General features: G+C 60.8%; 15 protein-coding genes and 1 pseudogene. 8 read left to right on the top strand and 8 right to left on the bottom strand.

Features of this window, described 5'->3' with window-relative positions; translation table 11 throughout:
- Nucleotides 1–28 precede the first annotated feature (28 nt).
- On the top strand, nt 29–652 hold the full coding sequence (locus tag BLT00_RS22990) for an SOS response-associated peptidase (protein WP_063324407.1): 624 nt from the start codon (nt 29–31) through the stop codon (nt 650–652).
- Between the two features lie 77 nt (nt 653–729).
- Here BLT00_RS22990 and BLT00_RS22995 read toward each other — a convergent pair whose 3' ends face one another.
- From BLT00_RS22995 to algW, 3 genes are all read right to left on the bottom strand, one after another.
- Nucleotides 730–1449, bottom strand: a complete 720-nt coding sequence (locus BLT00_RS22995; protein WP_092149535.1) for a DUF4198 domain-containing protein — start codon at nt 1447–1449, stop codon at nt 730–732.
- A 10-nt stretch (nt 1450–1459) separates the two neighbouring features.
- A complete protein-coding gene (locus tag BLT00_RS23000; protein WP_092149532.1) occupies nt 1460–3565 on the bottom strand; it encodes a TonB-dependent siderophore receptor in 2106 nt (701 codons plus the stop codon).
- A 329-nt stretch (nt 3566–3894) separates the two neighbouring features.
- A complete protein-coding gene (gene algW, locus BLT00_RS23005; RefSeq protein WP_014340162.1) occupies nt 3895–5055 on the bottom strand; it encodes a Do family serine endopeptidase AlgW in 1161 nt (386 codons plus the stop codon).
- 104 nt (nt 5056–5159) lie between these two features.
- Here algW and BLT00_RS23010 point away from each other — a divergent pair, with 104 nt between their 5' ends.
- From BLT00_RS23010 to cysN, 3 genes are all read left to right on the top strand, one after another.
- Nucleotides 5160–5918 carry a Nif3-like dinuclear metal center hexameric protein gene (locus tag BLT00_RS23010; RefSeq protein ID WP_092149529.1) on the top strand — a complete coding sequence of 253 codons (759 nt, stop codon included), beginning with the start codon at nt 5160–5162 and terminating at the stop codon, nt 5916–5918.
- Nucleotides 5919–6154: 236 nt separating this feature from the next.
- A complete protein-coding gene (cysD, locus tag BLT00_RS23015; RefSeq protein ID WP_003178041.1) occupies nt 6155–7072 on the top strand; it encodes a sulfate adenylyltransferase subunit CysD in 918 nt (305 codons plus the stop codon).
- A gap of 9 nt (nt 7073–7081) precedes the next feature.
- Entirely contained in the window at nt 7082–8980 is a 1899-nt protein-coding gene (gene cysN / locus BLT00_RS23020; protein WP_063324412.1) for a sulfate adenylyltransferase subunit CysN, read from the top strand.
- A 132-nt stretch (nt 8981–9112) separates the two neighbouring features.
- On the opposite strand, the gene BLT00_RS23025 is transcribed toward cysN, so the two are convergent.
- The 3 genes from BLT00_RS23025 to BLT00_RS23035 are packed head-to-tail and all read right to left on the bottom strand — an operon-like array spanning nt 9113 to nt 12521.
- A complete protein-coding gene (locus tag BLT00_RS23025) occupies nt 9113–10021 on the bottom strand; it encodes an acyltransferase (protein WP_072344415.1) in 909 nt (302 codons plus the stop codon).
- Nucleotides 10022–12121, bottom strand: coding sequence for a phosphate acetyltransferase (pta, locus tag BLT00_RS23030; RefSeq protein ID WP_063324414.1), 2100 nt, complete (start codon nt 12119–12121; stop codon nt 10022–10024).
- 55 nt (nt 12122–12176) lie between these two features.
- Entirely contained in the window at nt 12177–12521 is a 345-nt protein-coding gene (locus BLT00_RS23035) for a DUF3565 domain-containing protein (protein ID WP_072344588.1), read from the bottom strand.
- Here BLT00_RS23035 and BLT00_RS23040 point away from each other — a divergent pair.
- From BLT00_RS23040 to BLT00_RS23050, 3 genes are all read left to right on the top strand, one after another.
- Nucleotides 12490–12975 carry an FKBP-type peptidyl-prolyl cis-trans isomerase gene (locus BLT00_RS23040; protein WP_003205467.1) on the top strand — a complete coding sequence of 162 codons (486 nt, stop codon included), beginning with the start codon at nt 12490–12492 and terminating at the stop codon, nt 12973–12975. The two genes, BLT00_RS23035 and BLT00_RS23040, sit on opposite strands and share 32 nt — an antisense overlap.
- 121 nt (nt 12976–13096) lie before the next feature.
- Nucleotides 13097–13579 carry a glutathione peroxidase gene (locus BLT00_RS23045; RefSeq protein WP_072344396.1) on the top strand — a complete coding sequence of 161 codons (483 nt, stop codon included), beginning with the start codon at nt 13097–13099 and terminating at the stop codon, nt 13577–13579.
- A gap of 250 nt (nt 13580–13829) precedes the next feature.
- Entirely contained in the window at nt 13830–14933 is a 1104-nt protein-coding gene (locus BLT00_RS23050; RefSeq protein ID WP_092149522.1) for an NADH:flavin oxidoreductase, read from the top strand.
- Between the two features lie 138 nt (nt 14934–15071).
- Here BLT00_RS23050 and BLT00_RS23055 read toward each other — a convergent pair whose 3' ends face one another.
- Together BLT00_RS23055 and BLT00_RS23060 are read right to left on the bottom strand one after the other, a co-directional pair.
- Entirely contained in the window at nt 15072–16271 is a 1200-nt protein-coding gene (locus BLT00_RS23055; protein WP_092149519.1) for a glycosyltransferase family 4 protein, read from the bottom strand.
- Nucleotides 16272–16311: 40 nt separating this feature from the next.
- Nucleotides 16312–16677: pseudogene (locus tag BLT00_RS23060) on the bottom strand (EI24 domain-containing protein); the annotation flags it as partial.
- Between the two features lie 132 nt (nt 16678–16809).
- On the opposite strand from BLT00_RS23060, the gene BLT00_RS23065 reads away from it, so the two are divergent.
- The gene (locus tag BLT00_RS23065; protein WP_139199645.1) at nt 16810–17610 is read left to right on the top strand and encodes a hypothetical protein; all 801 of its coding nucleotides are present in this window, start codon (nt 16810–16812) and stop codon (nt 17608–17610) included.
- Nucleotides 17611–17668: the final 58 nt, after the last annotated feature.

Raw genomic sequence — 17668 nt, forward strand, 5'->3', positions numbered from 1 at the left:
TTTGTTCGATCAAGAGTCGTGTTGCCCCATGTGTGGACGTTATGCCCTGTTTCGCTGGAACCCCACCTTCGCGGCCCTGCCCGGTTTTCCCGCCGATCAGAAGGCTCAATGGAACATTTCGCCCAACGATTCGGTGCTGATCCTGCGGGCCGACGCCGAGGGCCAGCGCGAACTGGCCCGGGCGCGCTGGGGCCTGACGCCGCCTTGGTTGACCGACCTGTCCCGCACGCCGGCCCATGCCCGGGCCGAAACCGTGGCCGAGCAGCCGATGTTCCGCGAGGCCTTGCGCCTGCGCCGTTGCCTGCTGCCGGCCAATGGTTTCTATGAATGGCGCGGCGGTACGCGCAAGCGTCCGTACTGGTTGACGCCGGGGGAGGGTTCGTCGCTGTTTTTCGCCGCGATCTGGGAAGCGTATCCGGTGCAGGAACAGGTGTGGCTGAGCACGGCGGTCATCACTCAACCGGCGGCGGGCCAGCGCCGGCCGTTGATTCTGGACGAAGAAGGCCAGCGCCTGTGGCTCGACCCCGAGACACCGCTGCATGCTTTGCAAGGGCTGCTGGCAAGCGAGCCGGCGCCATTGCGCGAGCGGGTATTGGCCAATATGGTCAATGATCCGAAACTCAATGGGCCGGAGTGCTTGACTCCGGCTTGAGCGTTGCGGTGATTGTGCCGGCCTCATCGTCGGATCGCCGCCCGGAGCAAGCTCGCTCCCACATTAGGTTCTGGGCGTTACTCGTGATGCGGCTCCCCCAGGAAGGTCAATGAGGTGAACACGCCACGGGTGGCCACGTCCTTGTTGTCCTTGAGCGCAATTTCCATCTGCGCCGCGATCACATTCAAGCCTTCGTTGCGCACCAGCACCTTGGCCCGGCCTTCTGCGTCGGTTTCAGTCGATACGGTGTTCGGCATGCTGCGGTAGTCGCCCACCAGTTTCACACCAGCCGCGGGTTTGCCGTCCAGCAGCACCCGTACCGGCAATGACTGGCCCGGGCCAACGGTCAGCGGGTCGACTTCCGGCAGGATCACGAACTTGATCGGTGCAAGCGCCGGCAGTTTCGCCCCCGGCTCATAGATCGCCAGGCTGTATTTGAACGTATGGGTCGATTCGATCGCCCCGGGTACTTTGCTGCGGCCTTCGTTGATCCACTTCTTGTCGACCGTCTGGGACCACATGCCGTTGTCCAGCGCCACGGCCAGCACCGCTGGCGGCTTGAGCGGTTGCAGGCGGGCGTGGTCCGGCAGGCGCTCTACGGTGACGGGGATCATCTTGCCGCCCAGGTCATAGGCCCAGGCACCGCTGATTTTCTGCGCCTTGAAGGCATTGTCTTCGGCGCCGTGGCCGTAGATCACTTCGACGTTGCCGCGACGCTGTTCGGTCCACAGGCCATGGGCCGAGGCCTGTGTGGCCAGGAGCAGGCCAAGCAGGGCGAAGGTCTTGGGGTATTTCATGCTGACTTCCTTATAGATCGAGGGTGAGGCTGACAGTGAAGTTGCGCGGATCGCCGGGAGTGACCCAGTAATTGCTGTAGGAGCGTTCGTAGTATTTTTCGTCGAAGACGTTATTCAGGTTCAGGCCCACGGTGACGTCATCGCTGGCCTTGTAATGGGCCAGCAGGTCCACGGTGTGGTAGGCCGGCAGTTCGAAATCCTTGCCGGCTTCGCCCGAGCGATCGCCGACGTAAGTGAACGCCGCGCCAACATCCGAGCCGCGCAGGTGCCCATCCTGGAATTCGTAGACCCCCAGCAGGCTGCCGCTGTGTTTAGCGACGCCGAGGATCCGGCTGCCTGTGGGGTTTCCCGGGTCACCCTTGGTCACTTCGGCGTCGATGTAGGCATAGGCGCCGATCATCCGCACGGCGTCGGTCACCTGCCCGGTCAACTGCAAGTCGATGCCCTGGCTGCGGGCCTTGCCAATGGCGCGGCTGAAGTCGGTGCCGGCGACCGGGCTCAGGACGTTTTCCTTCTCGATATGGAACGCCGCCAGGGTGGTGCTCAGGCGATCGTCGAACAACTCGCTCTTGATCCCCACTTCATAGCCGACCCCTTCCTCGGGATCGAAAGTCTTGCCGCCGGCATCCAGGCCGTTGTTGGGTTTGAACGAGGTGGAGGCGTTGGCAAACAGGCCGACCTCGGGCGTCAACTGATACAGCAGGCCGGCCCGTTGCGTCAGGGCGTCGTGGCGTTGGCGGCTGGTGAGGTGGGTGTTGTGGTCGTCGATGCTTTGCTCGAAATGCTCATAGCGCACGCCGAGCATGCCCCGCAGCTTGTCGGTGAAGACGATCTGGTCCTGCAGGTTCAGTGCGCGGCTTTGTACATGTTCGAAAAAATCAGGGCCGGTGCGTTTGCCATCAGGTTTTGGCTGGCCGTAAATCGGTTGATAAATGTCGATGGGATAAGCGCTGCCGTTGATGGTGGTCACGCGCTCGTTCTTGCGATAGTCCTCATATTCCGTGCCGATCAACAGTTCGTGCTGCCAGGGGCCGAGGTCGAACATTCCACGCAATTCAAGTTGGGTGATGCTGTCGTGCCAATTGTTGTCGCGCTCGCGGTAGCGGCGGTTCACCGTGTGGCCGTCGGCATTCAACGGGCGTGCTTCGGAAGCGAATCCCCAGAGTTCACCCTGCTTGTAATGGCTGGCCAAGCGTAACTGCCAGGCGTCGTTGAGCTGATGCTCGAGGGCGGCCTGGAGCATGTTGTTGTGATTGTCGATGTCGCCGTCGTTGGGCTCGCCCAGGAACGTCGAGCGGGAAACGCCGCTCCAGCGATTGTTCGGAGCGACGATGCCGCGGTCGAACGTCGAGCTGTGGCGCACGATTTCGCTTTCCACCAGCAACCGCGTATCGGGGTTCAGTTGCCAACTGATGGAGGGCGCAACGAAAACACGTTTGCTGCCGACATGGTCGCGAAAGCTATTGTTGTCCTCGACCGCCAGGTTGACCCGCGACAGCAGGTTGCCTTCGGTGTCCAGTGGCGTGTTGACGTCCAGCGCAGTGCGGTAGCGATCCCAACTGCCAGCGCTGGTTTGCAAGGTGGTGAAGGCTTCGGGCTGGGGTTTCTTGGTGACTATGTTCACCGTACCGCCGGGATCGCCCCGTCCATACAGGCTGGCGGCTGGGCCCTTGAGTACTTCGATGCGTTCGATGTTCGCGGCGTCCGGGGTGCTTGGATAACCGCGGTTGGCGCTGAAGCCGTCCTTGTAGAATTCCGATGTGGTGAAGCCGCGCACGCTGTATTCGTAGAGCGTCAGGCCACCGAAGTTGTTCTGCTTCGATACACCGCCGGCGTATTCCAATGCCCGTTCGACGTTGGTGCTGCCCAGGTCCTTGAGCACGCTGGCGGGAATCACGCTGATCGATTGCGGGATGTCGCGCAGGGCGGTGTCGGTTTTGGTGGCACTGGCGGAGCGGGTGGCGCGATAGCCTGTGACGGGGCCGGAGGGGGATTCGTAGTCGGACGTCACGCTGATGGCGTCCAGTTCCAGCGGTTGGATTTCCTCGGCGTAGGCCGGATCGCCCAAAAGGCCGAAGGCCAGGCTGGCGAAAGACATCCGTGTTAGAGATGACATGTTATGTTGTTCCAAATCTTATAGTTGAAACAATATAACACTGCTAATGAGAATTTATGCTATCTGTAATTTCAAGTGAAATCTGGATGGGTTTGCCAGGGGGATCACTTTGGCGGAGCGGATAGGATTTTTTGTGGCGAGGGAGCTTGCTCCCGCTGGGCCGCGAAGCGGCCCCAAAACCTGCCAATGCGGAGCATCAGACACACCGCACCCGCCGGTTTACGACCGCTTCGCGGCCGAGCGGGAGCAAGCTCCCTCGCCACAGGTCCATCATTTTTCTGAAATGAACTGCATTCAGGAGGACTGGCCACCCGGGAAGTTGCCCGCGGCTACTGCTCTTCCTTGAGCACCACCGGTGCCGGCGGTGGGCGCAGGCCGATTTCAGCGGTGAGCTTGAGTTCCTTGCCATTGCGCATGACCTGGATCGTTACCTTGTCGGTGGGCTTGATCCGCGCCACCTGGTTCATCGAGCGGCGGCCATCGCCGGCCGGCTCGCCATCGATGCTCAGGATCACATCGCCCAGTTGCAGGCCGGCCTTCTGCGCCGGGCCGTCGCGGAAAATTCCCGCCACCACGATACCGGGCCTCCCGGACAAGCCGAAGGACTCCGCCAGTTCCTGGGTCAGCGGCTGGACTTCAATACCCAGCCAGCCACGGATCACCTGGCCGTGCTCGATGATGGACTTCATCACCTCCATCGCCAGCTTCACCGGAATGGCGAAGCCGATGCCCTGGCTGCCGCCGGACTTGGAGAAGATCGCCGTGTTGATCCCAGTGAGGTTGCCGTTGGCATCCACCAGCGCGCCGCCGGAGTTGCCCGGGTTGATCGCGGCGTCGGTCTGGATGAAGTCTTCGTAGTTGTTCAGGCCCAACTGGTTGCGTCCGGTGGCGCTGATGATGCCCATGGTCACGGTCTGGCCGACACCGAACGGGTTGCCGATGGCCAGGGTGACATCGCCGATACGGATGCTGTCGGAGCGGCCGATGGTGATGGCCGGCAGGTTCTTCAGGTCGATCTTCAACACCGCGAGGTCGGTTTCCGGGTCGCTACCGATGACCCGGGCCAGGGTTTCACGGCCATCCTTGAGGGCTACCACGATCTGGTCGGCGCCGCTGGTGACGTGGTTGTTGGTCAAGATATAACCTTCCGGGCTCATGATCACGCCCGATCCCAGGCTCGACTCCATGCGCTTCTGCTTGGGCGAGTTGTCGCCGAAGAACCGCCGGAATTGCGGGTCTTCGAACAGCGGATGGCTGGGCTTGTTGATGACCTTGGTGGTGTACAGGTTCACCACGGCTGGCGCGGCGGTGGTCACGGCGTCGGCGTAGGACACCGGCCCCTGTTGCACAGCCTTGGTTTGCGGCGCCTGCTGCAGGTTGACATCAAGGCTTGGCAGGCCGACCCATTCCGGGTAGCGCTGGATAATCAGTAGAGCGACAAGCACGCCGGCCAACAGCGGCCAGCCGGAAAAACGCAGCGCCTTGAGCATTAAGCACGTCCTACAAAGGTTGCAGGCGGTATGAGACCGCCCATAATGTCGCGCATTATACGAGGCCGCGCGTGCCTCTGAACGGGATATTTAGGAGTCTTTTCATGGCGGTAGCCCTGAACACCCTGGTCGAAGAAGCGGACCGTTACCTGGCCAGCAGCCGGATTGCCGATTACTGCCCCAACGGCCTGCAGGTCGAAGGTGCACCCCAGGTGATGCGCATTGTCAGTGGTGTCACCGCCAGCCAGGCCTTGCTTGACGCTGCCGTCGAGGCCGAGGCCGACCTGGTGCTGGTGCATCACGGTTATTTCTGGAAGGGCGAAAACCCTTGCATCACCGGCATGAAACAGCGTCGTCTCAGGACCTTGCTCAAGCATGATATCAGCCTGTTGGCCTATCACTTGCCGTTGGACCTGCATCCGGAGGTGGGCAATAACGTGCAACTGGCCCGCCAGTTGGACATCACTGTCGAGGGACCGCTGGATCCGGACAATCCCAAGATTGTCGGCCTGGTCGGCTCCCTGTCCGAACCGATGACGGCCCGGGATTTCGCGCGCAAGGTCCAGGAAGTCATGGGGCGTGAGCCGTTGTTGATCGAAGGCGAGCAGATGATCCGCCGGGTTGGCTGGTGCACCGGTGGCGGCCAGGGCTATATCGATCAGGCGGTATTGGCCGGCGTCGACCTGTATCTCAGCGGCGAGGCGTCGGAGCAGACGTTCCACAGTGCGCGGGAAAACGGCATCAGCTTCATTGCCGCCGGGCATCATGCGACCGAGCGCTACGGTGTCCAGGCATTGGGCGATTACCTGGCGCGACGCTTTGCCCTGGAGCACATCTTCATCGATTGCCCGAATCCCATTTGACTCACTCAGATCCCTTGTGGGAGCAAAGCTTGCTCGCGATGACGTCGGCACAGGCGACGCCGCTATCGCGAGCAAGCTTTGCTCCCACAGCGTTCACTGCAATACCCGAACCACCAGGCATATCCATATGCTGTTTCGATCTAGTTGGCGCCCTGATTAGAAGAGGTCGCTGTGCTAGGATTCCCCGCTCGAACACGGCCCGCTGGCCGTTCATAAGAAAGTTTTCGTGAGTAGCCATGGTCGACAAACTGACGCATCTGAAACAGCTGGAGGCGGAAAGCATCCACATCATCCGCGAGGTGGCCGCCGAGTTCGATAACCCGGTGATGCTGTACTCCATCGGTAAAGACTCCGCCGTGATGCTGCACCTGGCACGCAAGGCGTTCTTCCCCGGCAAGCTGCCGTTTCCGGTGATGCACGTCGACACCCGCTGGAAATTCCAGGAAATGTACAAGTTTCGCGATCGCATGGTCGAGGAACTGGGCCTGGACCTGATCACCCACGTGAACCCGGACGGCGTGGCGCAGGGCATCAACCCGTTCACCCACGGCAGTGCCAAGCACACCGACATCATGAAGACCGAAGGCCTCAAGCAGGCCCTGGACAAATATGGTTTCGACGCCGCGTTCGGCGGTGCCCGTCGCGATGAAGAGAAATCCCGCGCCAAGGAGCGCGTGTACTCGTTCCGCGACAGCAAGCACCGCTGGGACCCGAAGAACCAGCGCCCGGAGCTGTGGAACGTCTACAACGGCAAGGTCAACAAAGGCGAGTCGATCCGCGTATTCCCGCTGTCGAACTGGACCGAGCTGGACATCTGGCAGTACATCTACCTCGAAGGCATCCCGATCGTGCCGCTGTACTTTGCCGCCGAGCGGGAAGTGATCGAGAAGAACGGCACGCTGATCATGATTGACGACGAGCGCATCCTCGAGCACCTGTCGGATGAAGACAAAGCCCGTATCGTCAAGAAGAAAGTGCGTTTCCGTACCCTTGGCTGCTACCCGTTGACGGGCGCGGTGGAGTCCGAGGCCGAGAGCCTGACGGACATCATCCAGGAAATGCTCCTGACGCGAACTTCCGAGCGCCAGGGCCGGGTCATCGACCACGATGGCGCAGGCTCGATGGAAGATAAAAAACGTCAGGGTTATTTCTAAGGGGTTGTCATGTCGCACCAATCTGATTTGATCAGCGAGGACATCCTCGCCTACCTGGGCCAGCACGAGCGTAAAGAGCTGCTGCGCTTTTTGACCTGCGGTAACGTCGACGACGGCAAGAGCACCCTGATCGGGCGCCTGCTGCACGACTCCAAGATGATCTACGAAGATCACCTGGAAGCCATCACCCGCGATTCGAAGAAAGTCGGCACCACCGGTGACGACATCGACCTGGCGTTGCTGGTCGACGGCCTGCAGGCCGAGCGCGAACAAGGCATCACCATCGATGTCGCGTACCGCTATTTCTCCACCGCCAAGCGCAAGTTCATCATTGCCGATACCCCGGGCCATGAGCAGTACACCCGCAATATGGCCACCGGTGCGTCCACCTGTGACCTGGCGATCATCCTGGTGGACGCCCGCTATGGCGTGCAGACCCAGACCCGACGTCACAGCTTCATCGCCTCGTTGCTGGGCATCAAGCACATCGTCGTCGCCATCAACAAGATGGACCTCAAGGACTTCGACCAAGGTGTGTTCGAGTCGATCAAGGCCGACTACCTGAAGTTCGCCGAAGGCTTGAAGATGAAGCCCACCAGCATGCACTTCGTGCCGATGTCGGCCCTCAAGGGCGACAACGTGGTGAACAAATCCGAGCGCTCGCCGTGGTACACCGGCCAGTCGCTGATGGAAATCCTCGAGACGGTGGAAGTGGCGGGCGACCGTAACTTCACCGACCTGCGTTTCCCGGTGCAGTACGTCAACCGTCCGAACCTGAACTTCCGCGGTTTCGCCGGCACCCTCGCCAGCGGCATCGTGCACAAGGGCGACGAAGTGGTGGTGCTGCCGTCGGGCAAGAGCAGCCGCGTGAAATCCATCGTCACTTTCGAAGGCGAGCTGGAACACGCCGGCCCTGGCCAGGCAGTCACGCTGACCATGGAAGACGAGATCGACATCTCCCGTGGCGACCTGCTGGTGCATGCCGACAACGTGCCGCCGGTCACCGACAGCTTCGAAGCGATGCTGGTGTGGATGGCCGAAGAGCCGATGTTGCCGGGCAAGAAATACGACATCAAGCGCGCCACCAGTTACGTGCCGGGCTCGATTGCCAGCATCGTCAACAAGGTGGATGTGAACACCCTTGAAGAAGGTCCGGCCAGCGCGTTGCAGCTCAACGAAATCGGCAAGGTGAAGATCGCCCTGGATGCGCCGATTGCCCTGGACGGTTACGAGAGCAACCGCACCACCGGTGCGTTCATCGTCATCGATCGCCTGACCAACGGCACAGTCGGTGCCGGCATGATCGTCGCCCAGCCGCTGGCTCACGGCAGCAGCACGCACCACGGCAAACAGGCCCACGTGTCGGTGGAAGAGCGTGCCCAGCGCTTCGGCCAGCAGCCGGCCACGGTGTTGTTCAGCGGCCTGTCGGGCGCGGGTAAAAGCACCCTGGCCTATGCGGTGGAACGCAAGTTGTTCGACATGGGGCGTGCGGTCTTCGTCCTCGATGGCCAGAACCTGCGCCATGACCTGAACAAGGGGCTGCCGCAGGATCGTGCCGGACGTACCGAGAACTGGCGCCGTGCGGCTCACGTCGCGCGTCAGTTCAACGAAGCCGGCCTGCTGACCCTCGCCGCGTTCGTTGCGCCAAATGCCGAAGGGCGTGAGCAGGCCAAGGACCTGATCGGCAAGGAGCGTCTGTTGACGGTCTACGTCCAGGCCTCGCCAGCGGTGTGCGCCCAGCGTGATCCGCAAGGGTTGTATGCCGCCGCTGGCGACAACATCCCAGGCGAATCCTTCCCGTATGACGTGCCGCTGGATGCCGACCTGGTGATCGACACCCAGTCGCTGACGCTGGAAGAAAGCGTCAAGCAGGTCCTGGACCTGCTGCGCAAGCGTGGGGCGATATAAAGAGGTGCAGCTGTAAGTTTTTAGCTGCAAGCGGCAAGTAAAAGCCCGCAGGTGAGTGATCATCGGCGGGCTTTTTGTTGTCTGGAGGGACGCTATCGCGGGCTTGCTCGCGATGAGGCCAGTACAGACACCTCAAGACTTAGAGGGATACTCGCGGTGCATCTGCGCAAGCAACGCATCCTTGTCCTGCCACAACTGGTTGATCCAGCCCTGGAACTCCAGGCGATACACGCCGTCCTGATCGTAGTTCTTGCCAATGAACTGCGGTGGGATCTTCAGTTCCTGGAAATGCACCACCACCTCGTCCATCTTGCCGCACAGCAGATCCCAATACCCCGGACGCCCGCCCGGATAATGGATCGTCACGTTGATGATCGACTCCAGTTGTTCACCCATGGCGTCGAGCACAAACGCGATGCCGCCGGCCTTGGGTTTGAGCAGGTAGCGAAACGGTGACTGCTGCTGGGCATGCTTGCCTTCGGTGAAACGCGTGCCTTCGACGAAATTGAAAATACCCACCGGATTGTCGCGAAACTTCGCGCAGGTCTTGCGGGTGGTTTCCAGGTCCTTGCCTTTCTTTTCCGGATGCTTTTCCAGGTAAGCCTTGGAGTAGCGTTTCATGAACGGGAAGCCCAGCGCCCACCAGGCCAGGCCGATCACCGGTACCCAGATCAGTTCCTGCTTGAGAAAGAACTTCAACGGCCGGATGCGTCGGTTCAGCACGTACTGCAACACCATGATATCGACCCAGCTCTGATGGTTGCTGGTGATCAGGTACGAATGCTGGTAGTCCAGGCCCTCCAGGCCGCTGAGGTGCCAACGGGTACGACGCAGCAGGTTCATCCAGGCCTTGTTGTTGCTGATCCAGGCTTCGTGGATGTGGCCCATCAACCAGTCAGTGAAGCGCTGGGCAGCGGGGAAGGGCAGCAACAGCTTGAAGATCGCCACGATGAACAGCGGTGTGCAGCAGGCGATGGTGTTCAGCGCCAACAGCAGCGAGGCAATGACGCCGCGCAAGGGGGCAGGCAGAAAGTCCAGCATTTAAATGTCCAAAGGTCGGTTGGCGGCTTGGATCGCGGTCAGGGCGATGGTGTACACGATGTCGTCGACCTGGGCGCCGCGCGGCAAGTCATTCACCGGTTTGCGCAAGCCTTGCAGCATCGGCCCGAGGCTGACGCAATCGGCGCTGCGCTGCACGGCCTTGTGGGTGGTGTTGCCGGTGTTGAGGTCCGGGAAGATGAACACCGTCGCCCGACCGGCCACCTGGCTGTTGGGCGCCAATTGCCGTGCCACGGTTTCGTTGGCGGCGGCGTCGTATTGCAGCGGACCATCGATCAACAGGCCGTGCTGGGCCTCGTGGGCGAGCAGGGTGGCTTCGCGAACTTTTTCCACTTCTTCGCCACTGGCCGACTCACCGCTGGAGTAGCTGAGCATCGCCACCCGCGGCATGATGCCGAACGCGGCGGCCGAGTCGGCACTTTGCAGGGCGATTTCCGCCAGCTCCGCAGCGCTGGGGTGCGGGTTCATCACGCAGTCGCCGTAGACCAGCACTTCTTCGGGAAACAGCATGAAAAACACCGAGGACACCAGGGAGCAGCCTGGTGCGGTCTTGATCAGTTGCAACGCCGGGCGGATGGTGTTGGCGGTGGAGTGGATGACGCCGGATACCAGGCCGTCCACTTCATCCAGGGCCAGCATCATGGTACCGATGACCACGGTGTCTTCCAATTGCTGCTCGGCCATCGGCGCGTTCAGGCTCTTGCTCTTGCGCAACCTCACCATGGGTTCGACGTAGCGTTCGCGAATCGAATCCGGGTCGAGAATCTCCAGCCCCGGCGGCAGTTCGATGCCTTGGGCGCGGGCCACCGCTTCGACGTCGGCCGGTTTTGCCAGCAACACGCAGCGGGCAATGCCCCGGGCCTGGCAAATGGCGGCAGCCTGGACGGTCAAAGGTTCGCTGCCCTCGGGCAGCACGATACGTTTGTTGGCGGCCTGGGCGCGCTGGATCAACTGATAGCGGAACACCGCTGGCGACAGGCGCATTTCCCGTGGCGTGCCGCAGCGCTGGTGCAGCCACTTGGCGTCCAGGTGGCTGGCGACAAAATCGGTGATGATCTCTGCACGTTCACGGTCATCAATGGGGATTTCCTTGTTCAGGCCGTTGAGCAGGTTAGCGGTGTCATAGGAGCCGGTGCTTACCGACAGAACCGGCAACCCCGCCTGCAAGGCGCCGCGGCACAAGTCCATGATGCGCGGGTCGGGCAGGGTGTCGCTGGTCAGCAGCAGCCCGGCCAGCGGCACGCCGTTGATCGCTGCCAGGCTCACGGCCAGGATGATGTCGTCGCGATCGCCGGGGGTCACCACCAGCACGCCGGGCTTGAGCAGTTCCACGGTGTTGCGCATGGTGCGGGCGCAAATGATGATGTTGCTCATGCGCCGGGTTTCGTAGTCGCCGGCATTGAGCACCTGCGCGCCCATCAGGTCGGCCACGTCGCGGGTGCGCGGGGCATTGAGTTCGGGGCGAAACGGGATGCAACCGAGCAGGCGGAAATCGCCGCTGCGCAGCAAGGGCGAGTGCTCTTTGAGCCGTGCGGAAAACGCCTCCATGCTTTCGTCGGTGCGGACCTTGTTCAGGATCACCCCGAGAACTTTCGGGTCCTTCGGCCCGCCAAACAACTGCGCCTGCAACTCTACCCGGCCAGACAGCTCGGTCAGCACTTCGTTTTCCGGTGCCGACACCAGGATGACCTCGGCGTCCAGGCTCTTGGCCAGGTGCAGGTTGACCCGGGCGGCGTAGCTGGCGTTGCGGGTCGGGACCATGCCTTCGACGACCAGCACGTCCTTGCCGATGGCCGCCTGCTGATAAAGGGTAATGATTTCCTCCAGCAGCTCATCGAGTTGGCCGTCGCCGAGCATGCGCTCGACGTGCGCCAGGCCCAGGGGCTGCGGCGGCTTGAGGCCATGGGTGCGGGCCACCAGCTCGGTGGAGCGTTCCGGCCCGGTGTCGCCGGGGTGAGGTTGGGCAATGGGTTTGAAAAAGCCGACTTTCAGCCCGGCTCGTTCAAGGGTACGCACCAGCCCGAGGCTGATGGAGGTCAGGCCCACACCAAAATCGGTGGGCGCGATAAAAAAAGTTTGCATGCGGATTCTCTAAGGGAGCATGGCAAGGGTGTGACCTATGACTGGTCATCTACCATCAATTCCAGTCGCCAAGGTTATCGCTAACCGGGGCCTGTGCGCACCAGCCGCAGTCAAAGGGCTGGCCTATTTTTTCAATGCGCTGCGCAGGGTCCAGTACCCAGGCCCGGGACTGCCAGGGTGGCTGGTGGCGCAGGTGTTGGGTATGGCCACAGGAAAGCTCGGCCACCCAGTGCCCGTCCTCGTCCTGATGGAAGCCGGTGACCGTCGGTCTGTTCGGGCAAGTCCGTTTGTCCGGGTTCCGTTCGCTTTCGGGCAAATCCTTGTTTAGACTTGTCCGTTCTTCATTCTTATGCAAAAGGTCTCGCCCCATGCTGATCGCCGCCAATAAGGCTGTCTCCATCGACTATACCCTGACCAACGACGCTGGTGAGGTCATCGACAGCTCTGCCGGCGGCGCTCCGCTGGTCTACCTGCATGGCGCAGGCAACATCATCCAGGGCCTGGAAAAAGCCCTGGAAGGCAAAACGGTCGGTGACGACCTGAACGTTACCGTCGAGCCGGAAGACGCCTATGGCGAGTACTCCGCCGAACTGGTCAGCACCCTGAGCCGCAGCATGTTCGAAGGCGTTGATGAGCTGGAAGTGGGCATGCAGTTCCACGCTTCCGCCCCCGATGGCCAGATGCAGATCGTCACCATTCGCGACCTGGAAGGCGACGACGTCACCGTTGACGGCAACCACCCGTTGGCCGGCCAGCGTTTGAACTTCAAAGTCAAGATCGTCGACATCCGTGACGCCAGCCAAGAAGAAATTGCCCATGGTCACGTCCATGGCGAAGGCGGCCATCACCACTGATTTGTGCGCTACGCTCAAATGACCAGTGAACTGGAAAGGCGCCATACGGCGCCTTTTTAGTCGGTTGCTGTTAGCATCAACCATGGCTGTTTCGAAAAGATCCGCAAACCTGGAGTTCGTCATGAGTGCTTTCCACGACCTTAAACTCAAAGCCCTGGATGGTCAGGAGCTTGCTCTGGCGCCGTTCAAGGGGCAAGTCGTGCTGGTGGTCAACGTCGCCTCCAAATGTGGCCTGACGCCTCAATACGCGGCGCTGGAAAATCTCTATCAGCAATACAAGGCCAAGGGCTTCAGCGTGCTGGGCCTGCCCTGCAATCAGTTCGCCGGGCAGGAACCGGGAACCGAGCAGGAAATCCAGGACTTTTGCAGCCTCAACTACGGCGTGACGTTCCCGCTGTCCAGCAAACTGGACGTGAACGGCCATGATCGTCACCAGTTGTACCGCCTGCTGGCGGGCGAGGGGGCCGAGTTTCCCGGGGACATTACCTGGAACTTCGAAAAATTCCTGCTCGGCAAGGACGGCCGGGTGCTGGCGCGTTTCTCGCCGCGCACGGCGCCGGATGACCCCACGGTGATCCAGGCGATCGAAAAAGCGCTGGCTTGAAAGCCCGGCGCTGCCCCCTGTGGCGAGGGAGCTTGCTCCCGCTCGGTTGCGCAGCAACCGCAAAGAAAAGGGCTGCTACGCAGCCCAGCGGGAGCAAGCTCCCTCGCCACAGGGTTTCATGGTTGAGCAAACACCGCTGCGATTCCTTTTAATCCTTAATCATTCCAATCAATAGTGCTACCCAGCACTCGGCACGGCACATATTATCGCCGTCATATCGACCTGCGACCTTGTCCCGTGGAGTGCCCCCATGCCTGTAAAAGCCCTGTTCAAACCCTTCCACCTCGGCACGCTCGAGCTGCCGACCCGCGTGGTGATGGCGCCGATGACCCGTTCCTTTTCGCCGGGCGGCGTGCCGAACAGCAAGGTGATCGAGTATTACCGTCGTCGTGCGGCGGCCGGGGTTGGCCTGATCATCACCGAGGGCACGACGGTGGGGCACAAGGCTTCCAACGGCTACCCGAACGTGCCGCATTTCTATGGTGACGCCGCGTTGGCCGGCTGGAAAAAAGTGGTTGATGCGGTACACGCCGAAGGCGGCAAGATCGTTCCACAGCTGTGGCATGTGGGCAGTGTGCGACGCATCGGCACCGAGCCGGACGCCAGCGTGCCGGGCTATGGCCCGAGCGAAAAGCTCAAGGACGGCCAGGTGGTGGTCCACGGCATGACCCAGGCGGACATTGACGAGGTTATCGCTGCGTTCGCCCAGGCGGCAAAAGACGCTCAACGCATCGGCATGGACGGGGTGGAAATCCACGGCGCCCACGGCTACCTGGTGGACCAGTTCTTCTGGGAAGGCAGCAACCAGCGCACCGACGGTTACGGCGGCAGCCTGGCCAACCGTTCGCGCTTTGCGATCGAATTGATTCGTGCCGTGCGCGCGGCGGTGGGCGAGGGTTTCCCGATCATTTTCCGCTTCTCCCAATGGAAACAGCAGGACTACACCGCGCGTCTGGTGCAAACCCCTGAAGCCTTGGGCGAATTCCTCAAGCCATTGTCCGAGGCGGGCGTGGACATTTTCCACTGCTCGACACGGCGCTTCTGGGAGCCGGAGTTCGAAGGCTCCGAGCTGAACCTGGCCGGCTGGACCCGCAAGCTCACCGGCAAGCCCACCATCACCGTCGGCAGCGTCGGCCTGGACGGCGAGTTCCTGCAGTTCATGGTCAACACCGACAAAGTCGCGCAACCGGCCAGCCTGGAGAAACTGCTGGAGCGCCTGAATAACGAGGAGTTCGACCTGGTGGCGGTGGGGCGTGCGCTGCTGGTGGATCCGGACTGGGCACAAAAAGTCCGTGAAGGGCGTGAGCAGGAGATCTTGCCGTTCAGTCGCGAGGCGTTGATGAGCCTGGTTTAAGCGGCGCCTGATCTGACGCTATCGCGAGCAAGCTCGCTCCCACATTTTGATCTTCAGCGAACATGAGTCTGGTGTTCGACAAAGATCCCCTGTGGGAGCGAGCTTGCTCGCGATGGCGATTTCAATATTGCCGAAGACTCAGCGCACTGTCGGCGCAGCGGGTATCACTGATTCGCCGACACAAACCCCACGCAACTGCGCCTCGAATTGTTCGATCACCGCCGCCCAACCTTGGCGACTGGCATGTTGGCGCGCATTGAGCCTCACGCAACGCAAGGCCTCGCGCTCTTCCAACAGCCAACGGGCCCCCTCACAGAACGCTTCTTCATCCCCCGGCATTGCCAGCACACCGTTGTACCCATGGCGAATGTGCTGCGCGGCGGCGGCCTGGTCGTAGGCCACCACGCCCAGCCCGGACGCCAGCGCCTCCAGCACCACGTTGCCGAAGGTTTCGGTCAGGCTCGGAAAGACAAACACATCCCCGGACGCATAGTGGCTGGCCAGCGCCTCGCCGCGTTGCGAGCCGCAAAAGATCGCCTCGGGCAATTCCTGTTCCAGCTCGGACCGCTGCGGGCCGTCGCCGACCACCACCAGCTTCATCCGTCGCCCCGGGAAAGCGCTGCACAGCGTGTCGAAACTGCGCTTGAGCAGCCCCAGGTTTTTTTCCGGTGCCAAGCGTCCGACATGGAGCACGGCGATGTCGTCGTCGCCCAGGCCCCACGCTTGGCGCAGGCTCGACGAGCGCTTGACCGGGTGAAACAGTTGACTGTCCACGCCGCGGGACAACAACGCCACGCGCTCGAAATGTCGTCGCTCCAGTTCCAGGCGCTGGCTGAGGCTGGGCACCAGGGTCAGGCTGGAGCGGTTGTGGAACCAGCGCAGGTAATGGGTGAGTACGCGACTCAACAGCCCAAGGCCGTACTGCTGGGTGTATTGCTGGAAGTTGGTGTGGAAGCCGCTGACCACCGAGATACCCAGGCGTCGGGCTGCGCGCAGGGCCGACAGACCCAGCGGTCCTTCCGTGGCGATGTACAGCACGTCCGGACGATGGCGTTTCCAGCGTCTGAGCAGTTTGTGCATCGACGCCTGGCCCCACTGCAAACCCGGATAGCCCGGCAGCGGCCAGCCCCGGCACAGCAGCAACTGCTCGTCACTGGCCTGGCGTTGGTCGTCGACCTGGCGCGGTCGTATCAGCTCGACTTGATGCCCGCGGGCGAGCAAGCCGTCGTACAGGCGGCCCAGGGTATTGGCCACGCCATTGATTTCCGGCGGGAAGGTTTCGGTGATCAGGGTAATGTGCAGAGGTGTGGTCATGACCCCAGTGTCGACCGGGGCCATTTCGTCATTGTGACGCCAGGATGATGGATTTGTGACTGGCTCAGCCCTGGCGGGCCAACGCGGTCTCGGCACCTTGCTCACGGACCCAGAACAACGTCGCGCCGGCCACCGCTGCCGGCATCATCAGGATGTTCACCACCGGGATCAGCAACACCAGGTACACGCTGCCGCCAAAGCCCAGGCTCTGCCAGCGCTTTTCCCGCAGCCAGGCGAGCATTTCGTTCCAGCCCAGCTTGTGGTTGTCCGCCGGGTAGTCGATGTATTGGAAAGTGAGCATACATTGACCGAAAGCCACGCCGTTCACTGCCCTTCCCAAAGGGGTGAGTAGAAAATGTACCAGTGATATGGACCTACCGAAAGGTACGAATCGGCCTAGTTTTTTTGGAAGGCGTCTTGAGTTGATGGGAAAAGGTTAACGGATGCCAACAGGAAGAAATTTTTTTGACGTCAAAATTGCATTGTTTTCAAGCGCATGGTTCTATTGGCCATCACTGTTTTTTTAAACAGTGTTCTGGCTAAATTTCTCAGAGAGCACTTGATGCAAACAATCTTGGATTTGATCGATAACGCGACGATGCAGGCGTGGATTTGGGGACCTCTGATGGGGGTGGTCTTTGGTGCATTGTTCGCGGGGGTGACCAATTCGCCAACTGTGAATGCACCCATCACCGTGTCCCAGACGAGAAAAACTTACATCACCAAAATCGTTGTGAATCAACAACGATCAGGTTCTGGCGACGACGCTAGCGGTGTGATCGCTGTTTTGATCGCGGCTGGTTTAGGTTTGGTCTTCTTGGTCTGGAAATATGCGATCCACATTGACCTTGTTCATGAATGTCTTTGGGCGCTTTTGGCTACCTTGCTGTCTTTCAACTTGACTATTGCCCTGGTGTCGCTGGTTAAAGGGCAATTCACCTCAAGCAGTTGGAGCGTTTACATCGCTGCACCGATAGCTATTCTTGCTGCTTGTGGCCGTCTTTTGCTGCTGGCGAAGGCTTCCTTCGATCCTGAGCTAACGCAACTGGCATCTCAGCGTACGTTTTTGGATTTTTACGCGCATAGCCTATCGGCGTACGGGCAATCACTGATGATTTTTCAGGTGATCGGCGTGGCATTGATTTTCCTTGTCATGGTTTTCACTGGTGTCGCGCTGCTTCACTATCTGGCATTGATGAACCAGCGTAGCTATGGCCCGCTGCAAGGTTTTTGGATGTTCTTGACTGGCTCCACGATTTTTTTCTCGGGGAAGCTATGGTTTTTCGTTATGGCCGCTGGGCTTGGGTTGAGCTACATGGCAATCGAACCGAGCTTGGTTCCTACGTGGGCAACCCAAAGGTGAATCCGTTTGTCGGGTACCGAGTCCAGCAATGATCATCAGGTATGGGATCCGCGACGAT

This window comes from Pseudomonas sp. NFACC51, from assembly GCF_900103575.1.
GTDB classification, from domain to species: domain Bacteria; phylum Pseudomonadota; class Gammaproteobacteria; order Pseudomonadales; family Pseudomonadaceae; genus Aquipseudomonas; species Aquipseudomonas fluorescens_Q.

Bases quoted from the DNA above. Each gene is read 5' to 3' on its own strand.
- BLT00_RS22995 (WP_092149535.1), bottom strand. From the start codon at position 1,449: ATGAAATACCCCAAGACCTTCGCCCTGCTTGGCCTGCTCCTGGCCACA.
- pta (WP_063324414.1), bottom strand. From the start codon at position 12,121: ATGCAAACTTTTTTTATCGCGCCCACCGATTTTGGTGTGGGCCTGACC.
- BLT00_RS23025 (WP_072344415.1), bottom strand. From the start codon at position 10,021: ATGCTGGACTTTCTGCCTGCCCCCTTGCGCGGCGTCATTGCCTCGCTG.
- BLT00_RS23035 (WP_072344588.1), bottom strand. From the start codon at position 12,521: ATGGAGACAGCCTTATTGGCGGCGATCAGCATGGGGCGAGACCTTTTG.
- BLT00_RS22990 (WP_063324407.1), top strand. From the start codon at position 29: ATGTGTGGACGTTATGCCCTGTTTCGCTGGAACCCCACCTTCGCGGCC.
- BLT00_RS23065 (WP_139199645.1), top strand. From the start codon at position 16,810: ATGCAAACAATCTTGGATTTGATCGATAACGCGACGATGCAGGCGTGG.
- BLT00_RS23000 (WP_092149532.1), bottom strand. From the start codon at position 3,565: ATGTCATCTCTAACACGGATGTCTTTCGCCAGCCTGGCCTTCGGCCTT.
- cysD (WP_003178041.1), top strand. From the start codon at position 6,155: ATGGTCGACAAACTGACGCATCTGAAACAGCTGGAGGCGGAAAGCATC.
- BLT00_RS23050 (WP_092149522.1), top strand. From the start codon at position 13,830: ATGCCTGTAAAAGCCCTGTTCAAACCCTTCCACCTCGGCACGCTCGAG.
- algW (WP_014340162.1), bottom strand. From the start codon at position 5,055: ATGCTCAAGGCGCTGCGTTTTTCCGGCTGGCCGCTGTTGGCCGGCGTG.
- BLT00_RS23010 (WP_092149529.1), top strand. From the start codon at position 5,160: ATGGCGGTAGCCCTGAACACCCTGGTCGAAGAAGCGGACCGTTACCTG.
- BLT00_RS23045 (WP_072344396.1), top strand. From the start codon at position 13,097: ATGAGTGCTTTCCACGACCTTAAACTCAAAGCCCTGGATGGTCAGGAG.
- BLT00_RS23055 (WP_092149519.1), bottom strand. From the start codon at position 16,271: ATGGCCCCGGTCGACACTGGGGTCATGACCACACCTCTGCACATTACC.
- BLT00_RS23040 (WP_003205467.1), top strand. From the start codon at position 12,490: ATGCTGATCGCCGCCAATAAGGCTGTCTCCATCGACTATACCCTGACC.
- cysN (WP_063324412.1), top strand. From the start codon at position 7,082: ATGTCGCACCAATCTGATTTGATCAGCGAGGACATCCTCGCCTACCTG.